At 71.2% G+C, this 17,325-nt stretch carries 14 protein-coding genes; 10 read left to right on the plus strand and 4 right to left on the minus strand.

Translation table 11 applies throughout. The features are described 5' to 3' along the window. The first annotated feature begins 1 nt into the window (after window position 1). Genes AP234_RS09680 through AP234_RS09700 form a run of 5 tightly spaced genes read left to right on the plus strand, consistent with a single transcriptional unit; the run spans window position 2 to window position 5,216 of the window. Entirely contained in the window at window positions 2-814 is an 813-nt protein-coding gene (locus AP234_RS09680; protein WP_055479221.1) for an MBL fold metallo-hydrolase, read from the plus strand. Next, window positions 811-1,704, plus strand: coding sequence for an SIS domain-containing protein (locus AP234_RS09685; protein WP_055479222.1), 894 nt, complete (start codon window positions 811-813; stop codon window positions 1,702-1,704). The genes AP234_RS09680 and AP234_RS09685 overlap by 4 nt, the downstream gene beginning before the upstream one ends. A gap of 49 nt (window positions 1,705-1,753) precedes the next feature. Then, window positions 1,754-3,409 (plus strand): FGGY family carbohydrate kinase, encoded by a 1,656-nt coding sequence (locus tag AP234_RS09690; RefSeq protein ID WP_083501940.1) that lies wholly within the window; start codon window positions 1,754-1,756, stop codon window positions 3,407-3,409. Between the two features lie 8 nt (window positions 3,410-3,417). Further along, window positions 3,418-4,272 (plus strand): class II fructose-bisphosphate aldolase, encoded by an 855-nt coding sequence (locus AP234_RS09695; RefSeq protein WP_055479224.1) that lies wholly within the window; start codon window positions 3,418-3,420, stop codon window positions 4,270-4,272. After that, window positions 4,272-5,216: an NAD(P)-dependent oxidoreductase gene (locus tag AP234_RS09700; RefSeq protein ID WP_055479225.1), complete on the plus strand. Its 945-nt coding sequence runs from the start codon at window positions 4,272-4,274 to the stop codon at window positions 5,214-5,216. The genes AP234_RS09695 and AP234_RS09700 overlap by 1 nt, the downstream gene beginning before the upstream one ends. Before the next feature lie 45 nt (window positions 5,217-5,261). Here the strand turns inward: AP234_RS09700 and AP234_RS09705 are convergent, their stop codons facing one another. Beyond that, window positions 5,262-5,813 (minus strand): helix-turn-helix domain-containing protein, encoded by a 552-nt coding sequence (locus AP234_RS09705; protein ID WP_055479226.1) that lies wholly within the window; start codon window positions 5,811-5,813, stop codon window positions 5,262-5,264. Window positions 5,814-5,879: 66 nt separating this feature from the next. On the opposite strand from AP234_RS09705, the gene AP234_RS09710 reads away from it, so the two are divergent. The 3 genes from AP234_RS09710 to AP234_RS09720 all read left to right on the plus strand — a co-directional run bounded on the left by AP234_RS09710 (window position 5,880) and on the right by AP234_RS09720 (window position 8,724). Beyond that, window positions 5,880-6,725, plus strand: a complete 846-nt coding sequence (locus tag AP234_RS09710; protein ID WP_055479227.1) for an alpha/beta fold hydrolase — start codon at window positions 5,880-5,882, stop codon at window positions 6,723-6,725. A 179-nt stretch (window positions 6,726-6,904) separates the two neighbouring features. Then, entirely contained in the window at window positions 6,905-7,876 is a 972-nt protein-coding gene (locus AP234_RS09715; protein ID WP_055479228.1) for an ATP-binding cassette domain-containing protein, read from the plus strand. Beyond that, window positions 7,873-8,724: an ABC transporter permease gene (locus AP234_RS09720; RefSeq protein ID WP_055479229.1), complete on the plus strand. Its 852-nt coding sequence runs from the start codon at window positions 7,873-7,875 to the stop codon at window positions 8,722-8,724. The genes AP234_RS09715 and AP234_RS09720 overlap by 4 nt, the downstream gene beginning before the upstream one ends. Before the next feature lie 5 nt (window positions 8,725-8,729). Here the strand turns inward: AP234_RS09720 and AP234_RS09725 are convergent, their stop codons facing one another. Beyond that, complete coding sequence (locus tag AP234_RS09725) at window positions 8,730-11,840, minus strand: BTAD domain-containing putative transcriptional regulator (RefSeq protein ID WP_055479230.1); 3,111 nt, start codon at window positions 11,838-11,840, stop codon at window positions 8,730-8,732. Window positions 11,841-11,942: 102 nt separating this feature from the next. Continuing rightward, a complete protein-coding gene (locus AP234_RS09730) occupies window positions 11,943-12,770 on the minus strand; it encodes a DUF6597 domain-containing transcriptional factor (protein WP_055479231.1) in 828 nt (275 codons plus the stop codon). Window positions 12,771-12,789: 19 nt separating this feature from the next. Here AP234_RS09730 and AP234_RS09735 point away from each other — a divergent pair, with 19 nt between their 5' ends. Beyond that, entirely contained in the window at window positions 12,790-13,311 is a 522-nt protein-coding gene (locus AP234_RS09735) for a TIGR03086 family metal-binding protein (RefSeq protein ID WP_200926322.1), read from the plus strand. A 145-nt stretch (window positions 13,312-13,456) separates the two neighbouring features. On the opposite strand, the gene AP234_RS09740 is transcribed toward AP234_RS09735, so the two are convergent. Next, entirely contained in the window at window positions 13,457-14,326 is an 870-nt protein-coding gene (locus tag AP234_RS09740) for a fumarylacetoacetate hydrolase family protein (RefSeq protein ID WP_055479233.1), read from the minus strand. Window positions 14,327-14,776: 450 nt separating this feature from the next. Between AP234_RS09740 and AP234_RS09745 the strand changes: the two genes are divergently transcribed. After that, window positions 14,777-17,194, plus strand: a complete 2,418-nt coding sequence (locus tag AP234_RS09745) for a glycoside hydrolase family 3 N-terminal domain-containing protein (RefSeq protein ID WP_063842833.1) — start codon at window positions 14,777-14,779, stop codon at window positions 17,192-17,194. Window positions 17,195-17,325 lie beyond the last annotated feature (131 nt).

Consider the following 17,325-nt stretch of genomic DNA (forward strand, 5'->3'; position numbering starts at 1 on the left):
GATGCGGGCGCTGTGGCTGGGACAGGCCGGTTTCCTGCTCACCTCCCCGGCCGGCCGTACGGCCGAGGAGGGGGAGCAGCACCTGCTCATCGACCCCTACCTTTCGGACTCACTGGCCCGCAAGTACAAGGGCACGATCTTCCCGCATGTCCGGATGCGCCCGGCCCCGGTCGCCGTGAACGAGCTGCCGCCGCTGCGTGCGGTGCTCTGCTCGCACGCCCACACCGACCACATGGACCCCGACACCCTGGCACCGCTCATGGCGGCCCAGCCGCACCTGCGGCTGGCCTGCCCTCGCGCGGTCCTGGACGAGGCGCTGCGCCGTTCGGCGGCCTCGCCGTCGCGGCTCGACCCGCTCGCCGACGGCGAGAGCGTCGCCTACGGGCCCTTCACGGTCACCGCTGTGCCGTCCGCGCACGAGGAGCGGGTCGTCGACGAGCACGGCGACGACCGCTACCTCGGATACGTCGTCGACGCGGGCGGCACCCGCGTCTACCACTCGGGTGACTGCGCGCCGTGGGACGGTCTGGCCGAGCGGCTCAGCGGCCTCGACATCGACGTCGCCCTGCTGCCGGTCAACGGCCGCGACGCCCGGCGGCTGGCCAACGGCGTCCCCGGCAACTTCGATTTCGCCGAGGCCGTCGAGCTGTGCGCGCTCTCCGGCATCGAAACCCTGGTGCCGCATCATTGGGGGATGTTCGACTTCAACACCGCCGATCCCGCCGCTTTCGACCTGGATTTCGCCGGTCGCCACGGTGTCACCGTACGCGTGCCCGAGCACGGCGCCGCGCTCGACCTTGCGAGGCAGCGTTGAGCGACGGACCGGTGCTCGAGCGCATCAACAAGAGCCTGCAGGAGCTGCGCCGCTCCGAGCGCAAGGTCGCCGACGTGGTGCTGGCCGACCCGCGTTCGGTCGTGCAGATGACGCTCGCCGAGCTCGCCAGGGCCGCCGCCGTCAGCCAGCCGACCATCGTCCGGTTCGCCAACGCGATCGGGTGCGACGGCTTTCACGACTTCCGCATCCAGCTGGCGCAGAGCGTCGCGCTCGGCATACCCGCCACTCAATCGGTGATCGAGGCGCAGGACGACACCACCACCACCGTCAGCAAGATCTTCGACTTCTCCATAACCTCGCTCGACCACGTCCGCCGCCATCTCGACCTGGGCGCGCTGGACCGTGCGGTGGAGGCGCTCTCCACGTGCTCGCACATCGTCTTCATCGGCCTCGGCGCCTCCGGCATCGTGGCGATGGACGCCGAGCAGAAGTTCCCGCTCTTCGGCGTCCCGTGCTCGGCGCCCGTCGACACCCACCAGCAGTTCCTCGCCGCGTCGACCAGCACGACCTCGACGGCGTTCGTCGCCATCTCCAACACCGGCCGCACGGTGTCGATCCTGGACACCGCGCGCCTCGCCCGGGCTCGGGGGGCGACCGTCATCGGCATCACCGGCGGCGCCTCGCCGCTGGCGGAGCTGAGCACGATCGCCCTCATCGTGGAGTCGCTCGACAACACCGACGTCTACACACCGACGATCTCGCGGCTGGCCCAGCTCGTCGTCGTCGACATCCTCGCCACGATGGTGCTGCTGCGCCGCGGAGACCCGGCGCTCGACGAGATCCGCACCATGAAGATGCGCCTGTCGCGGATGCGGTCGGGCATGCAGCACGAGGCAGTGATCGACCCGGATCGGTGCGATCACCCATGAGGCGTGCCCGGGCAGGACGAGTGAGCCAAGCATCCCCGAAGGGTTCCCGATGACATCCCGCGACATGAGAAGGAACGGCGACACCGCCGGCGAGGCCGTCGTCGCCTTCGACCTGGGCACCAGCGGGTGCAAGGCCGCACTCGTCGATCTCGATGCCCGGGTGGTCCGTACGGCGTTCGCCCCCTACCGGACGTTCTATCCCGCGCCCGGACGCCATGAGCAGCGCCCGGAGGACTGGTGGGAGGCGCTCGTCCGCTCCGCTCGCGAACTGTCCGATGCCGGCGCCGACCGGCACCGCGTGCTCGCCGTGGCGCTGTCCGGCCACAGCCTGGCGATGGTGCCGGTCGACGCCGGTGGCGCCGCGCTGCTCGACGCGGTGCCGATCTGGTCCGACATCCGGGGAGAGGAACCGGCGGCGGCGTACTTCTCCGGCGCCGATGAGAGCAAGTGGTATCTGCGCACCGGCAACGGCTTCCCCCGGGGCATGTACACCGTGTTCAAGGCGGCGTGGCTGCGCGCCGAGCACCCCGATGTCGCCGCCCGCACGGTCCGCCTGCTGGGCAGCAAGGACTGGGTCAACGCGCGGCTCACCGGCGTCCAGCGCACCGACCCGAGCTACGCCTCCGGCAGCGGCTGCTACGACCTCGCCACCCGCCGGATGATCCCCGAGGTGACGGACGACCTCGGCGTGCCCGCCGACTGGTGGCCGCGGATCGTGCCGTCGACCGCCGTCATCGGCAGCGTGAGCGCCGAGGCGTCGGCCGCCACCGGACTGCCCGCCGGGCTGCCGGTGGTGGCCGGCGGCGTCGACAACTCGTGCATGGCACTCGGCGCGGGCCTCGACCGCGCCGGCGAGGCGTACGTGTCGCTCGGCTCGTCCAACTGGGTCACCGTGGCCGGGAGCGATCCGGTGCTCGACGACGTCGCCCGGCCGTTCGTCTTCGATCATGTGCTCCCCGGTCTTCACATCTCGGCCCTCTCCACCTTCGGCGGCGGCAGCAGCCTGTCCTGGCTGGCCTCCCTGCTGCGCCGCGACGACCTCGACGTCCTGCTGGAGGAGGCCGCGGCGGCGCCGGTGGGCGCCCGCGGCCTCACCTGCGTACCCACCCTGGCCGGCGGCACCGTGGCGGAGGGCGGCCCGGCCGTGCGTGGAGCGTTCCTCGGGCTGGATCTCGGGCACACGCACGGCGACCTCGCCCGGGCCGTGATCGAGGGGATCGGTTTCAGCCTGGCGGACGCGGCGCGCACGATGCTCGCCGCGGTGCCGGCCACCGCTGAGATCGCCGCGAACGAGATCATCGCGACCGGGGGTGGTGCGCGCGGCCGGCTCACCCTGCAGGTGCTCGCCGACCTCACCGGCCGCCCGGTCAGCCGTCCGCACTCCGCCCAGCACGTCACTGCCCTGGGGGCGGCCGCGCTCGCCCTGCTCGGCATCGGCGCCTGGACGGACACCGCGGCACTGCGCCGTACGGCACGGCACGCGGCGCTGCGGGTCGATCCGCGCCCCGAGCTCGCCCGGGCCTATGCGCTGCCGCGGGCGCGCTTCGACGCCGCGCGTGCCGCGACCCGGGCCCACGCCGGGGCGGCGGCGACCCATGACGACCACATCGCCGGAAGTGGCGACCGCGCCACGGAACAGGGCGGCCACGACCCCGATCGGGGCGGCCGCAGCACGACAACGCGCGACCCCAGCGCGAAACAGTAGGAGGACGCGTGCCCCTTGCCGACCCCCGCCCGATCCTCGCCGCCGCCCGCACCGCGCGGCACGGCGTCGGGGCGTTCAACGCGACGATGCTCGAACACGCCGAGGCGCTCATCTCCGGCGCCGAGGCGGCCCGCGCGCCGCTGATGATCCAGATCAGCGAGAACGCCGTCCGCTACCACGGCGGCCGGCTGCGGCCGCTGGCGCTGGCCGTACTCGCCCTGGCCGAGACCGCGGACGTCCCCGTCGCCGTGCATCTCGACCACGCCGAGGACGTCGACCTCGTGCACCAGGCGGTGGACCTCGGGTTCACCTCGGTGATGTTCGACGGATCCCGCCTGCCGTACGAGGAGAACCTGAAGGTCACCCGTCAGGTCGTCGAGCACTGTCACGCCCGCGGGGTCGCGGTGGAGGCCGAGCTCGGCGAGGTCGGCGGCAAGGACGGGGTGCACGAGCCCGGTGCGCGTACCGACCCCGCCGAGGCGCGCCGCTTCTGCGAACGCACCGGGGTCGACTCGCTCGGCGTCGCGGTGGGGACCTCGCACGCGATGGCCACGCGAGACGCGGTGGTCGACCTGGAACTGGTCACGGCGATCTTCGAGGCGGTGCCGGTGCCTCTCGTGCTGCACGGTTCCTCCGGCGTCGACGACGAGACGCTGCGGACCGTGGTGACCCGCGGCATGACCAAGATCAACATAGCGACGCATCTGAACAAGGTGTTCACGCACGTGGTGCGTGAGCGGCTCGAGGCGGACCCGAAGATGATGGACTCGCGCAAGTACATCGCGCCGGCCCGCGACGCGATGGCGGCCGAGGTCGAACGACTGCTCAGGCTGCTCGGCCCCCGGCCGGCGGTGGTGTCGTGATGACGGCGCCCCGGGTTCTCGTCACTCCTCGATCGATGTCGAGCGCCGGGTCGGCCGCGGTCGAGCGCCTGAAGGCCGCGGGTTACACGGTCGTCACCCCCACACCGGGGCGTCAGCCGACCCCGGAGGAGCTCGCGGCCGCGGTGCCCGGGATCGTGGGATGGATCGCCGGGGTCGAGACCATCGACGCGAACGTGCTGTCCCGCGCCGATTCGCTGCGGGTGATCAGCCGCAACGGCGCGGGCACCGACGCCATCGATCACGTCGCCGCCGCGGCGGCCGGTGTCCGGGTGGTCACCGCCCGAGGCGCCAACGCGCAGGGGGTCGCGGAGCTCGCCCTCGCCCTCGCCCTCGCGGGGCTGCGCGGACTGCCCGAGGCCGCCGCCGCCCTACGCGCCGGGGGCTGGCGGCGCGCCATCGGCAGGGAGGCCGCCGGCCGCACCCTCGGGGTCGTCGGTTTCGGCGCGATCGGCCGCCGCCTCTCTCACCTCGCGCAGGGCCTCGGCATGCGGGTCGTGGCGCACGACCCGTACGTCACCGACGCCGGTGACGTGCCGCTTCTGTCGCTGGAAGACCTGCTGAGCGGCAGCGAAGTCGTGTCGTTGCACGTTCCGCCGGCGCCGGACGGCCCGCTCCTCGGGGCCGCCGAGCTCGCGCTGCTGCGCGACGACGTCGTCCTGGTCAACACCGCGCGATCGACGCTCGTCGACGAAGCGGCCCTGCTGGCCAACCTCGAGTCCGGCCGTTTCGCGATGTACTCCGTCGACGCCTTCGATCGCGAACCACCGGAACATTCGCCCCTGCTCGCCCACCCCCGAGTGCTGCCGACGCCGCATCTCGGCGCCGCGACGGCTGAAAGCGTACGACGGGCTTCGGAGGCGGCGGTGGACAACCTGCTCGCCGCCCTCCGAGAGGAGGATCGGACCGGCGCGTTCCGATCGTGAATCGTCCGCCCCGGGCCGTGCTCGCGGAGCGGCCGGTCACCGGCATCAGCGATCGGCTTCGTCCGGGGACGGCCGCCCGGTAGGGAACAGGATCGCGCTGAGCAGATACGGTGCGCGGTCCGAGGTGGGAGTGTTGGCGACCCGGTCGCGCAGCACCGCGCGCAGATCGGTGATCGTCGCGGCGAGCTCGTCCGGGCTGAGCCACAGCGTGCCCTGCCGGTAGGACACCGAGTCGGCGGCCGGATCGGCGCCATCACGGTCCAAGTAGGCGTTGAACTCGGCGATCAGGACGGCCATGGCCGCGGCGAATCCCCGGCGATGGTCTTCGAGCGACATCGCCGCGGCGGCGCCGACGTCGATCGTCGGCCGGTCCGGACGCAGCCGGTAGCGGCGCTCGACGGCACCGCGCACCCGCTGCTCGCCGTCCACCTGGAGGAAGCCCCCCTCGGTCAGCAGCGCGACCTGGCGGTACACCGTGATCTTCGACACCTCGGGCATGCGGGCGCACAACTGCGCGATCGTCAGTGTGTGTCCTGCAGCCAGCGCGTGCACGATGCGCAGCCGCACTGGGTGCAGCAACTGCTCGACAACGTCCATGGCTCAACGATTTCATATGCGTTACCATTATCCAAAATGAAAACGTTGAGGTGGGAGGAGGGCGGCATGCGGGAAACACCGGGGCGGACGGTGCCGGTGAACGGCCGGCGCGTCTATGTCGAGGAGTCCGGACAGGGATCGGACTGGGTGGTCTTCGAAGCCGGCCAGGGCTGCGGCCGCACCTGCTGGGATCCGGTGCTGCCGCTGCTGGCCGACCGGGCCCGACTGGTCGCCTACGACCGGGCGGGGTTCGGCCGCAGCGGCAGAACCGCGGCGCAGTTGAGCATCGACGACATGGCCGCCGATCTCGTCTCGATGGTCGAGGAGGTGGTCCCCGGCCGGTTCGTGCTCGTCGCGCACAGCATGGGCGGCCTGGTCGCCCGGCGCGCGGCCGAGAGCCTGGCCTCCCGGCTCCGGGGACTGCTGCTGGTCGACCCCACTCCCGAGACCGCCCCGGTGTACGACACGTGGGACCAGACGGTGAGGAAGCTCGACCGCGTGCTGGCCCTGGCGCAGCCGCTCACCGGCATCCGCCCGATGGCGAGGCTGTTCACGCGCAACGTCCGGCACCTGTTCCCCGCCGACACCTACGCGACCATGCTCGCCGAGGACTTCACCCCCGCCGGCATCTCCCAGACCCGCAAAGAAATGAAAGCCGTGGTCGCCGCCATCCCCGAGTTCCGCCACCGGCCGCCCCGCTCCCCGGAATGTCCGACGATCCTGCTGTCGGCGGCCCGGCCGGCCAAAGGGCGGGAGCGGCAGCACGCCGGCATCCGCGAGCACCAGCGCCGTCTCGCCGACAGCCTGCCTGATGGGCGGTTCGAGGAGGTCGACTCGGCGCATTTCATCCAGGCGGAGAAGCCCCGGCTGGTCGCGGACAGAACACGACGACTCCTCGACCACGGCTCCTGATGCGCGCCCGGGGCTCACCCGAGGGCGTGGCGGTGGTGGAAGGCCGACGCCCTCCCGCGTGACATGCCGGTGAAACCGCCAAATCAGGGGTGAAACCGGAGTGAAGCCGCGACGAAGCCGATGACGCGGAGGCTCTCCTCGGACGCCGGGAGGTACCCGGCGGAGAGAGGAGACGCGTCATGGCGGACCTCAGCGCCGTCCGCGCCGAGGGCCTGGTCAAGGACTTCGGAGACTTCCGGGCCGTGGACGGAATCGATCTGCGCGTACGGCAGGGCGAGATCTTCGGAGTCCTCGGCCCCAACGGAGCAGGCAAGACCACCACACTCCGAATGCTCGCCACCCTGCTCCCGATCGACGGCGGCCACGCGGAGATCTTCGGCGTCGACGTTCGACGGGAGCCCCACCGCATCCGGCAGCTGGTAGGCGTCACCGGCCAGTACGCCTCGGTGGACGAGGATCTGACCGCCCGAGAGAACCTCTGGCTGTTCGCCCGCCTGCAGGGCCTGACCGGCACCCGGGCCAAGGCCATCGCGGTCGACCTGCTCGAACGCTTCGACCTCCAGGAGGCGGCCGAGCGTCCCCTCTCCCAGTTCAGCGGCGGCATGCGCCGCCGTCTGGATCTCGCATCGAGCCTGATCACCCGCCCGCCCCTGATCTTCCTGGACGAGCCCACGACCGGCCTCGACCCGAGAACCCGGGGCCAGATGTGGGACACCATCCGCGAGCTGGTCACCGACGGTTCCACGATCCTCCTCACCACCCAATATCTGGACGAAGCCGACCAGCTGGCCGACCGCGTAGCCGTGATCGACCGGGGCAGAAAGGTCGCCGAGGACACCCCCGACGCCCTGAAGACCCAGGTCGGCGACTCGACGCTGCAGCTCCGCCTCGCGGACGGCTCCGACACGGCCCTGGCGGCGAACGTCGTACGCCGACTGCTGGGCGAGGAACCGGTCCTGACCCCGGAATCAGGACGCATGAACATCCCCCTCCCCGACCCCGACCGGGCCGCGGACGTCCTGATCGGCCTGCGGGAAGCAGGCCTCGGCATCTCGTCGGTGAGCGTCGCCAAGCCGACGCTGGACGAGGTCTTCCTGGCGCTGACCGGCCACGGCGCCGACGATCAACCCCAGATGGAGGCGGCCCGATGACCACCACGAGCACCATGACCCCGACCACGTTCAAACCTCGGCGCATCGACCCGTCCGCCGTGGTCGCCGGCACCACGTCCCGAAGCTCGGTGCGGGAGACCTGGGCCCAGGTCCTGGCGATGGCATGGCGAGCTCTGAAGAAGATGCGCCGTAAGCCCGAGCAGTTCTTCGACGTCCTCATCCAGCCCCTGCTGTTCACGGCGATGTTCGCGTTCATCTTCGGCGGCGCGATCTCCGGCAGCGTGTCGAACTACCTCCCGGTGCTGATCCCCGGCATCCTCGCTCAGACGGCCCTGACCGTCTGCATGGCGACGGGCGTGCAACTGCGCGAAGACATGGACAAGGGGGTCTTCGACCGTTTCAAGTCCCTGCCGATCGCGCGGCTGGCCCCCCTGGCCGGCCCGATGATCGCCGACCTGATCCGGTACGGCATCGCGTCGGTGCTGACGCTCGTCACCGGCCTGCTCATCGGTTACCGCCCCGGCGGCGGAGTGCTCGGCTGCGTCGGGGGCGTCGCGCTCACCGTGATCGCGGGCTGGTCGCTGGCGTGGATCTTCACCTGGCTGGGCACGATGGCGCGTTCGGCCCAGAGCGTCCAGGGCATCTCGATGATGATCATGTTTCCGCTCACCTTCCTGTCCAACGCCTTCGTCCCCGCCGAGACGCTGCCCGGCTGGCTGGAGGCGTTCGTGAAGGTCAACCCGGTGTCGCACGTCGTCTCCGCGGTGCGCGACCTGTTCAACGACGGAGCCGTGACGGCCGAGGTCGGCTGGGCGGTCATCGGCTGCGTGGTCGTCGTCGCGATCTTCGCTCCGCTGGCGGTCCGCTCGTACTCCCGCAAGATGTAGCGGTGTCAGACCACCCGCTCCAGTACGGCACGGGCCTCGGCCAGCAGGTCGGGGCCACGCCGTTCGCCGTACTCGGCCTCGATGCGGGCCATGACGCCGGGGGCGGTCCGTTCGGCGTGCGCGGACAGGATCGGCCACTGCAACGTCGGAACGAACCGGTTGTAGGCGAACCGTTCGGCGAGCACGAGCAGCCGGATCGCATCCTCGGCGGGCAGCGCCCCCTTCAGCAGGCCCCAGATCCCCAGCCCGGCGAGCACCATCCCCATCACCGGGTAATCCCTGAAGCTGTGATCCGGATCCACCACGATGAGGACTTTGGCCCGCAGCGACTCGAAGAGGTCCGCGCCGTCGTCGCCCTCGCCGTACTGGGCGAACGCCGAGAGCGCGATGATCTCCCCCAGGACGGACCACGGTACGAAACCGTCCGGTGCGCCGGGGACGCGCAGGTCGCGGATGACTTCGGCGGTCTCGCGGTGCCGCCGCAGCCCTTCGGCGATGTCGCCGTCGGCGAGGGCCAGCTGGGCTCGGCCGGCGCTGACCGACAGGACCTCGCCGTAGGTGCCCTGGGGAGCGAACGCCTCGATGTCGTCGATCATCTGTGCGGCCTCGTCGCGGCGCCCCTCGGCGAGCGCCGCCATGGCGAGGGTGGCGCGGATCTGGACGGCGTCGTCCACCGCCCCGAGGCGTTCGAGCACCGGGAGTGCCTCGGTGGCATGCCTGGAGGCCGACGCGGTATCACCGAGGTTCGCGTACAGGGAGGCCAGCTGGGTGTGCAGCACGGCCCGGTGCCAGGGACCGCCGTCGTCGCCGACGAGTTCGAGGGCGGCGCGGGCCGCTTCGATCGCACCGACCGGGTCGCCGGCGTTCTCCCTGCCGTGGCTCAGCCAGTGCAGCGCGATCCGGCGGATCAGCGGGTCGGGATCGGTGGTCAGCTCGTCCAGACCGTGCTCGGGATCCGACACCATCGTGAGCAACCCCGTCACCATCGCCCGGATGGCGGGGTTCGCCGAGTCGGCGCCCAGCCCGGACAGCAGTCGCGTCAGCGTCCCGGTCTCTTCCAAGGGGACGATGACGGTGCTGAACAGCGCGATGCTCAGGGCCGTCCGGGCCCGGTCGAGGAGCCGGGGCGGCGGCGTCCAGCCGCTCAGGGCGGCGGCGACGGCCGGGGTGAGCACGATGCTGCGCGGATGGTCCCCGCAGATCGACCAGTAGCCGCCCAGCGCGGAGAACAGCACCACCACCGCCTCCGGATCGGAGCCGGCGAGGGCCTCGCGCAGGATGTCGGCGAGGTTCGTCTCCTCGGAACGCAGCCGGTCCATGGCGTCGACCTGCTCCGGCGAGTACAGCCGAGCGCCGTGCCGGTTCGCGTAACCGACGGCCCAATCGCGTACGGCGGCCCGCGCCTCGGCGGTCTCACCGGCCGAGTCCAGCCGCACCCGGCCGAACTCGCGTACCGTCTCGAGCATGCGGTAGCGGACGCCGCCGGCCGCCTCCACGACGGTGAGCAGGGACTGCTCCACGAGCTCCTCGACATCGCCGAGAGCGTCGTCGCCGAGCACCTCCTCCGCCGCGTCGAGGGTGAAGCCGTCAGGGAAGGCCGACAGGCGGCGCAGGGCCCGGCGCTCCCGCTCGCCGAGAAGGTTCCAGGACCAGTCGATCACCGCCAGCAGCGTCTGGTGCCGGGAGGGGGCGCTTCGGTCGCCGCCGCGCAGCAGCGAGAACCTGTCCGCCAGCCGACGGGCGATCTCGGCCGGTGACATCACCCGCACCTTCGCGGCGGCCAGTTCGATCGCGAGCGGCAGACCGTCCAGGCGGGCCACGACGGCACGCACGTCATCCTCGTCGAGGTGCACACCGGGCCGGGCCGCGGTCGCGCGGTCGCGGAACAGCTCGACCGCGTCGCGGGTGCCCAGCTGGGGCAGCGGATAGACGCGTTCGGCGGCGATCGCCAGCGGCGAGCGGGTCGTGGTGAGGACGCGCAGCTCCCGTGTCGTCGCGGTCAGATAGGCGACCAGGTCGGCGACCGCCTCCACCAGATGCTCGCAGTTGTCGAGCACCAGCAGCGCCGGGGCCAGATCGAGCTGCTGGGCGATCCGCGTACGGACGTCGGCGCGCTGCCGCGGGGTGAGCGTGCGGCGTCCGGTCACCGAGTCGCGGACGCCGAGCGCCGACCCGACCTCGCCGACCAGGTCCTCGGGCGTGGTCACGCCGACCAGCTCGACGAAGTGCACCACCGGCTGCTGGGCCTCGCGGGCGACGACATGGGCGAGCCGGGTCTTGCCGAGCCCGCCCGGACCGAGGATCGACACCACCCGGGAGGTGGCGAGCAGTGCCCGCACCCGACGCAGGTCGTCGTCACGGCCGAGCAGCGGGGTCGTGTCGAACCGCACGCCGGCCCGTACGGGACTGTCGTGCGCCAGCAGCTCACGATGGACTCGCCGCAGCTCCGGGCCGACGTCGGCGCCGACCCGGTCACGCAGATCCGACCGGTAGCGCTCGAAGCGGTCCAGTGCGGCACCCGTTCCGCGCACCGCCGCCTCGCTGTGCAGGAGGTCGGCGAGCAGCCCCTCGTCGTCGGGGTGGACGCGCACGGCCTCCTCGAGCCAGGGAAGGGCGGTGCCGTGCTCGCCGCTCCGGCTCCGGGCCCGGGCGAGCACGACCCGCGCGGACGCCAGGTCGCGTTCCGCGCGCCGGCGCACCTCGGCCAGTGGACCGTCGCCCTCGGGAGGCAGCACCCCGGCGCCCAGTGCGAGGGCCTCCTCCGCCGCCGCTGCCGCCGCGGCCGGATCCTCGGCGAGCAGCGCCCGCGCCCGGTCCGCCAGACCGTGCAGCCGGCCGGCGTCGATCCGGCCGGGTGCGACCACGAGCCGGTAGCCGCCCCCTTCCGTGGCCAGTGCCTCGGGCCCCACGACCGACCTGGTCCGGGACACCAGGACCTGCAGCGCCTTCGCCGGATTGGCCGGCTCGTCTTCCCCCCACACCTCCGCGACGAGGCGGTCCGCGTTCACGGCCCGGGAGGCGAGCGTGAGGGCGGCGAGCAGCGCCTGAGCCCTATCGCCGACCACCGCCTGCCCCCGCCACCGCACGCCGTGAAGCAGACTCAGGTCGATCGGCATGGCCCAATTCTAGGCTTCGCCGAGCCGTCCGCCCGTTCTCGTCTTCACCCCGCAGGGCCCACATGGTGAGCGGCCGCTGAGGTGGCGTCACGGCGATTCTGATCAGGCCGGGCCCGCGAGCCGGGCGTAGGCCGCTGGGGGCATGCCGACCGCGGCGGTGAAGTCGCGGGTCAGGTGGGCCTGATCGGTGTAGCCGAGCTCGGCGGCCAGCGTGGCGAGGTCGAGGCCCTGATAGACCCGCTCCGCGGCCTCGTGCAGGCGGAAGCGGCGGATCACCCACTTGGGGCCGACGCCGACATGGTCCCGGAACAGCCGCTGCAACGAGCGTACGGACCGCCCCGATCTGGCGGCCAGCTCGTCGACCCTGGTCACGGACACGTCGCTCTCCACCATCGCCACCAATGCCGCGACCTCTTCCGCCAGCGGATCGTGATCTGGCCCCAGGCTCAGGAGGAACGTCTCGATGAGCGCGATGGCGGCCCGGACGTCGGGTTCTGCCAGGACCTGCTCGACCAGGGTCACGCCCGCCGCGCCGTACATGTCGCCGATCTCCACGAACCGGCCGGTCAGCCGGGACACCGGACCGCCGAGGAACGGCCGGAAACCACCCGGGCGGAAGCGCGTGCCGAGCACGCGGCCGCTGCCTCGCATGGTGTAGGAGAAGCCGCCCTTGATCACTCCCGCGATCCGGCGGAAGTCCCGGGCGATGGTCATGTTCACGGTGGGGTGCGAGACGATGCGCTGTTCGTACGGCTCGGCGAGATCGGTCCACGTGACGACCCAGAAGTGCTCCACATACGCCGCGATCTCGGGTGATGGCGCCTGCCGGACGAAATCGAAGGCGTTGAGCCCGGCGTACGGGTCGACCCAGCCGCGCTGTCGCGTTTCTACAAGCCGCCCTCCGGGCGGGCGGGGCACGCTGGTCGCCATGGAAGACATGATGCCGCTGATGAGGCGTGCCACCGAACGTACCGCCGGCTTGGTGCGGACGGTTCGGCAGGAGCAACTCGGGCTCCCGACGCCGTGTGCGAAGTTCGACGTCAAGGACCTGATCAACCACCTCGAGTGGGTGGCGGAGCTGTTCGAGTCGCTGGCTCGCAAGGGGCCGATGACCGAGCAGCGGTCTTACGCGGGCGACTTCCCCGAGCGAGCGGAGGGCACGCTGGCCGCCTGGTCGCGGCCCGAGGCGTGGGAGGGCACCAGTCCCGCCATGGGCATGCCGATGACCGCGCTGGGCCATATGTACCTCGTCGACATGGTCGTGCACGGCTGGGACCTGGCCAGAGCCACGGGTCAGGGGTACGAGCCGGATCCCGAGGCCGTCGCACGGGTGCTGCACTTCACCGACCAGATGGTGGAGACGGGCAGGCAACGCGGTGTCTTCGGGCCGCCGGTGGCAGTGCCGGACGACGCCCCGCTGTTCGATCGCCTGCTCGGCGTCATCGGCCGGGATCCGGCCTGGACGGTGTGACCCGCTCCGGTCCGCTGCGAAGCCCTCCGGCCGCGGGCTTCCCGTGCGGTCCGCGCTCCCGCCCGCTCCGCTCCCTGCCCCCGGATGACGGTTACCTGGCCGACTCTTCAGGACGTCGTGAGTGGGGCGGTGATCGCCTCTGGCGTCACGGGGTCGTCAGGAAGCCGAAGTGCTCCTTGCCCACGACCACCGGATTGCTGAGCTCGCCGACTTGGTCGATCGTCACCGTGATCACGTCGCTCGCGTGCAGCCGGAAGTCGAGATCGGGCACGAGGCCGGTCCCGGTGGAGAGCACGACCCCATGGGGATGGTTCTCGGCGTGGAACAGATAGGCGGTCAGTTCGGTGAACGGGCGCCGGATCTGCCTGGTGGAGGTCGTGCCGTCCCAGATGACGGTGCCGTCGCGAGCGACCGTCAGGCGGATGGCGAGATCGGCGGGCTCGACCTCCCACGCGGGTCTGATGCCCGCGGAGAGGGCGCATGCGCCGGCGTACATCTTGGCCTGCGGTAAGTAGAGCGGGTTCTCGCCCTCCACCGATCGTGAGCTCATGTCATTGCAGACAACGTAGCCGACGATCTCCTCGAAGCGGTTGACCACCAGGGCCAGCTCGGGCTCGGGAACGTTGAGCGCCGAGTCGGAGCGGATGCCGACGGGTTCGCCGTCGACGACCACCCGCCAGGCAGGCGACTTGAAGAACAGCTCGGGACGCTCGGCGTCGTAGACCAGCTCGTAGACCGATTTGAGGGCGCTCTCCTCCACGCGCGCATCGCGAGAGCGCAGGTAGGTCACGCCTGAGGCCCACACCTCCATGGCGCCGTCCACGGGCGCGAGCAGCCGCACCTCGCTGACCGAGCAGTCGGGGGCGGCGTCGGCGCAGATCCGTTCGATCTCCTCTTTCCGGTGCTGAAGAAGCTCGAACATGCCGGCTACCGGCAGGGGGGACAGGACGCCGTCGTTCAACACTGCGATGCGTGGGCCGGGGTCGGTATGCCGCCGGTATCGAACGATGTGCACTTGGGTTTCCCTTCTGTCGCGGCAGTGGTCGCCGCCGGGCGGGCGGGCTTCAGCGGTCAGGGTCGTGACCGGCAGGTGGCTCCCTTCGTACCGCGACTCCGCGGACGGCCCGGCTCCGACACGGGAGTGTCGGGCCGGCGGGTGCGTGAGGGTCTTCGGTGCGAGCTCTGGACAAAGTGGACGTGATCGGTAACGGTTGGATTGTAAACGTTACCGATTACGTTTGCGAAGAGGCGGGATCCACGTGATCGACGTCGCCACGGGGGGCGACCCACGCTGTCCCCGGGTGGTCCGAATCTCGCTCGGGAGGGCTCACTCACCCGGAGGGGGAATCGGCGGCGGCGAGGTACGGGCCGGTCTCGATGTGGTCTGCCGGGGCGCGTTCAGAGGCGTCTGGCGCTGCCATCGATGGCGGAGGAAAGGGGCTGTAGCGGTGATTGGGGTGACCTGGTGACCACTGTGAGGCGGGAGTCTGCGGCGATTTACGCCGATCCGACCGCGTCCGTTGGGGAGCGCGTGGCGGATCTGATGGCTCGGATGACCCGGGAGGAGAAACTCGCTCAGTTGGGGAGCGCCTGGGCGTTCTCGGTGATCGAGGGCGGCCGTTTCTCGGCCGAGCGGGCGCGTACGGTCCTTCGGCACGGATTGGGGCACGTGACTCGCATCGCGGGAGCCACCAGCCTCAAGGCGGCACAGGTGGCGCGGGTGGCGAATGAGATCCAGCGCTTTCTGGTGACGCAGACCCGGCTGGGGATCCCGGCGATCGTGCACGAGGAGGTGTGCTCCGGGTTGATGGCGCGTGAAGCGACCGTCTTCCCCCAGGCGATCGGTGTCGCGAGCACCTGGGAGCCGGAGCTCAACCGGCGGTTGGCGGATGCCGTTCGCGAGCAGATGCGCGCGATGGGAAGCCACCAGGGGCTCTCACCGGTGCTGGACGTCGTACGGGACCCGCGATGGGGCCGGACGGAGGAGACCTACGGGGAGGATCCGCACCTGGTGGCCCGCATGGGCGTGGCGTTCATCCGGGGCCTCCAGGGTTCTTCTCTTACGGAGGGCGTCATCGCGACGGCCAAGCACTTCGTCGGCTACGGGGCGTCCGAGGGTGGGCTGAACTGGGCGCCCGCGCACCTGCCGCCTCGTCTGCTGCGCGAGGTGTATCTGTATCCGTTCGAGGCGGCGGTCCGCGAGGCGGGCCTTCAGTCGGTGATGGCCGGCTACCACGAGCTGGACGGGATCCCCTGCCACGCCAACCGTCAGCTCCTCAACGATGTCCTCCGTGGGGAGTGGGGCTTCGCGGGGACCGTCGTGTCGGACTACTTCGCCGTCGACGATCTCCATTCGTATCACCGCTTCGCCGAGGACAAGCGGCAGGCGGCGGCTCTGGCGCTCACCGCGGGTACCGACGTCGAGCTTCCGGCGACGGATGCGTACGCGGGCGCGCTGGCAGGCGCCCTGGACGCCGGAGAGGTCGACGAAGGGGAACTGGACGAAGCGGTCTCACGGGTTCTTCGGCACAAGTTCGAGCTCGGCCTGTTCGAGAACCCCTACGTCGACGAGGCCGTGGTCGCGCTGACCGTGAACCCCGAGCGGCACCGGGAGGTCGCGCTCGAGATGGCTCGCCGCAGCCTCGTCCTGCTCAAGAACGACCGCATCCTGCCGCTGCGGCCGGGCACCGGAACGATCGCCCTCATCGGGCCGAACGCGGACGACGCCCGGCACCTCCTCGGCGACTACTCCTTCGCGGCGCATGTCGAGTCGCTGGCGGAGGCACGCGAGCGGCGTGGCCTGCTCGGCCAGATGATGACGATCCCGGACGACCTCGAGATCGACGAGAGCACGGACGGGCTGCCCACGGTGCGTGACGAGCTCACGGCCCGCCTGGGCGACCGGGTGCGCTACGCGCGCGGGTGCGACGTGATCGATACATCGAGGGACGGTTTCGACGAGGCGGTCGCCGCCGCCGCGGCGGCCGATGTCGCGGTGCTGGTCATGGGAGATCGTTCGGGGTTGACGACCCGGGCCACCACGGGAGAGTCGCGGGACAGGTCCAGCCTGGATCTCCCCGGTGTCCAGGAGGACCTGGTCCGTGCCGTCGTCGCCACCGGCACCCCCGTGGTGGCGGTGCTCGTCGCCGGTCGACCGGTCGGCGGCGACTTCCTGCACGAGAAGTGCGCCGCGGTGCTGATGGCCTGGCTGCCCGGACAGACCGGGGCGCAGGCGATCGCCGAGGTTCTGCTCGGCGAGGTGAGCCCGAGCGGGAAGCTGCCCATCTCCTACCCGCGCTCCGTGGGGCAGATACCCGTCTTCTATGGACACAAGGTGTCCGGCGGACGGTCGCACTGGCACGGTGACTACGTCGACTCGCCCGTTCGCCCGCGCTACCGCTTCGGTCACGGGCTCGGGTACGTCCCGTTCGTCATCGAACAGGCCACGCTGGACCGCACCGAGGTGACCGCCGGGGACGGCGTCGCGGTGGAGGTCACCGTGGCCAACATCGGCGATCGAGCCGGTGAGGAGGTCGTCCAGCTCTACATTCGCGACCCGCGGGCAACGGTCACCCGGCCGGTGCTCGAGTTGAAGAGCTTCGCCCGCGTGTCCGCCGATGCCGGGCGGCGATCGGTCGTACGGTTCCACCTGCCCACCGGCCAGCTCGGCTTCTACGACCGGGACATGAACTACACCGTGGAGACCGGACACATCGAGGTGTACGTCGGCTTCTCCTCCGACACCCACACCCACACCCACGCGGGCACGTTCACCATCACCGGCGGCGCCGACCGGCCGGAGGTCGAAAAGGTCTATGCGGGCACGGTCGGCGTCGGCGAACCGCCGCCGGCGACCTCACGTGGCCCGCTCGGGCGGGCATGACGGCGTGGTGAGGCGAGACCGCTAGTGCCGCGACCGCCAAGGTTTGCCCGGAAGGAGCGGTGTCCAGGGTGGTGCATCGCAAGGCGGAGGAGGAGCTGAGTAGCGGAGCTACGAGCGACGACTCCAACGCG

Origin of the sequence: Sphaerimonospora mesophila (assembly GCF_001417795.1) — a bacterium.
Taxonomy (GTDB): domain Bacteria; phylum Actinomycetota; class Actinomycetes; order Streptosporangiales; family Streptosporangiaceae; genus Sphaerimonospora; species Sphaerimonospora mesophila.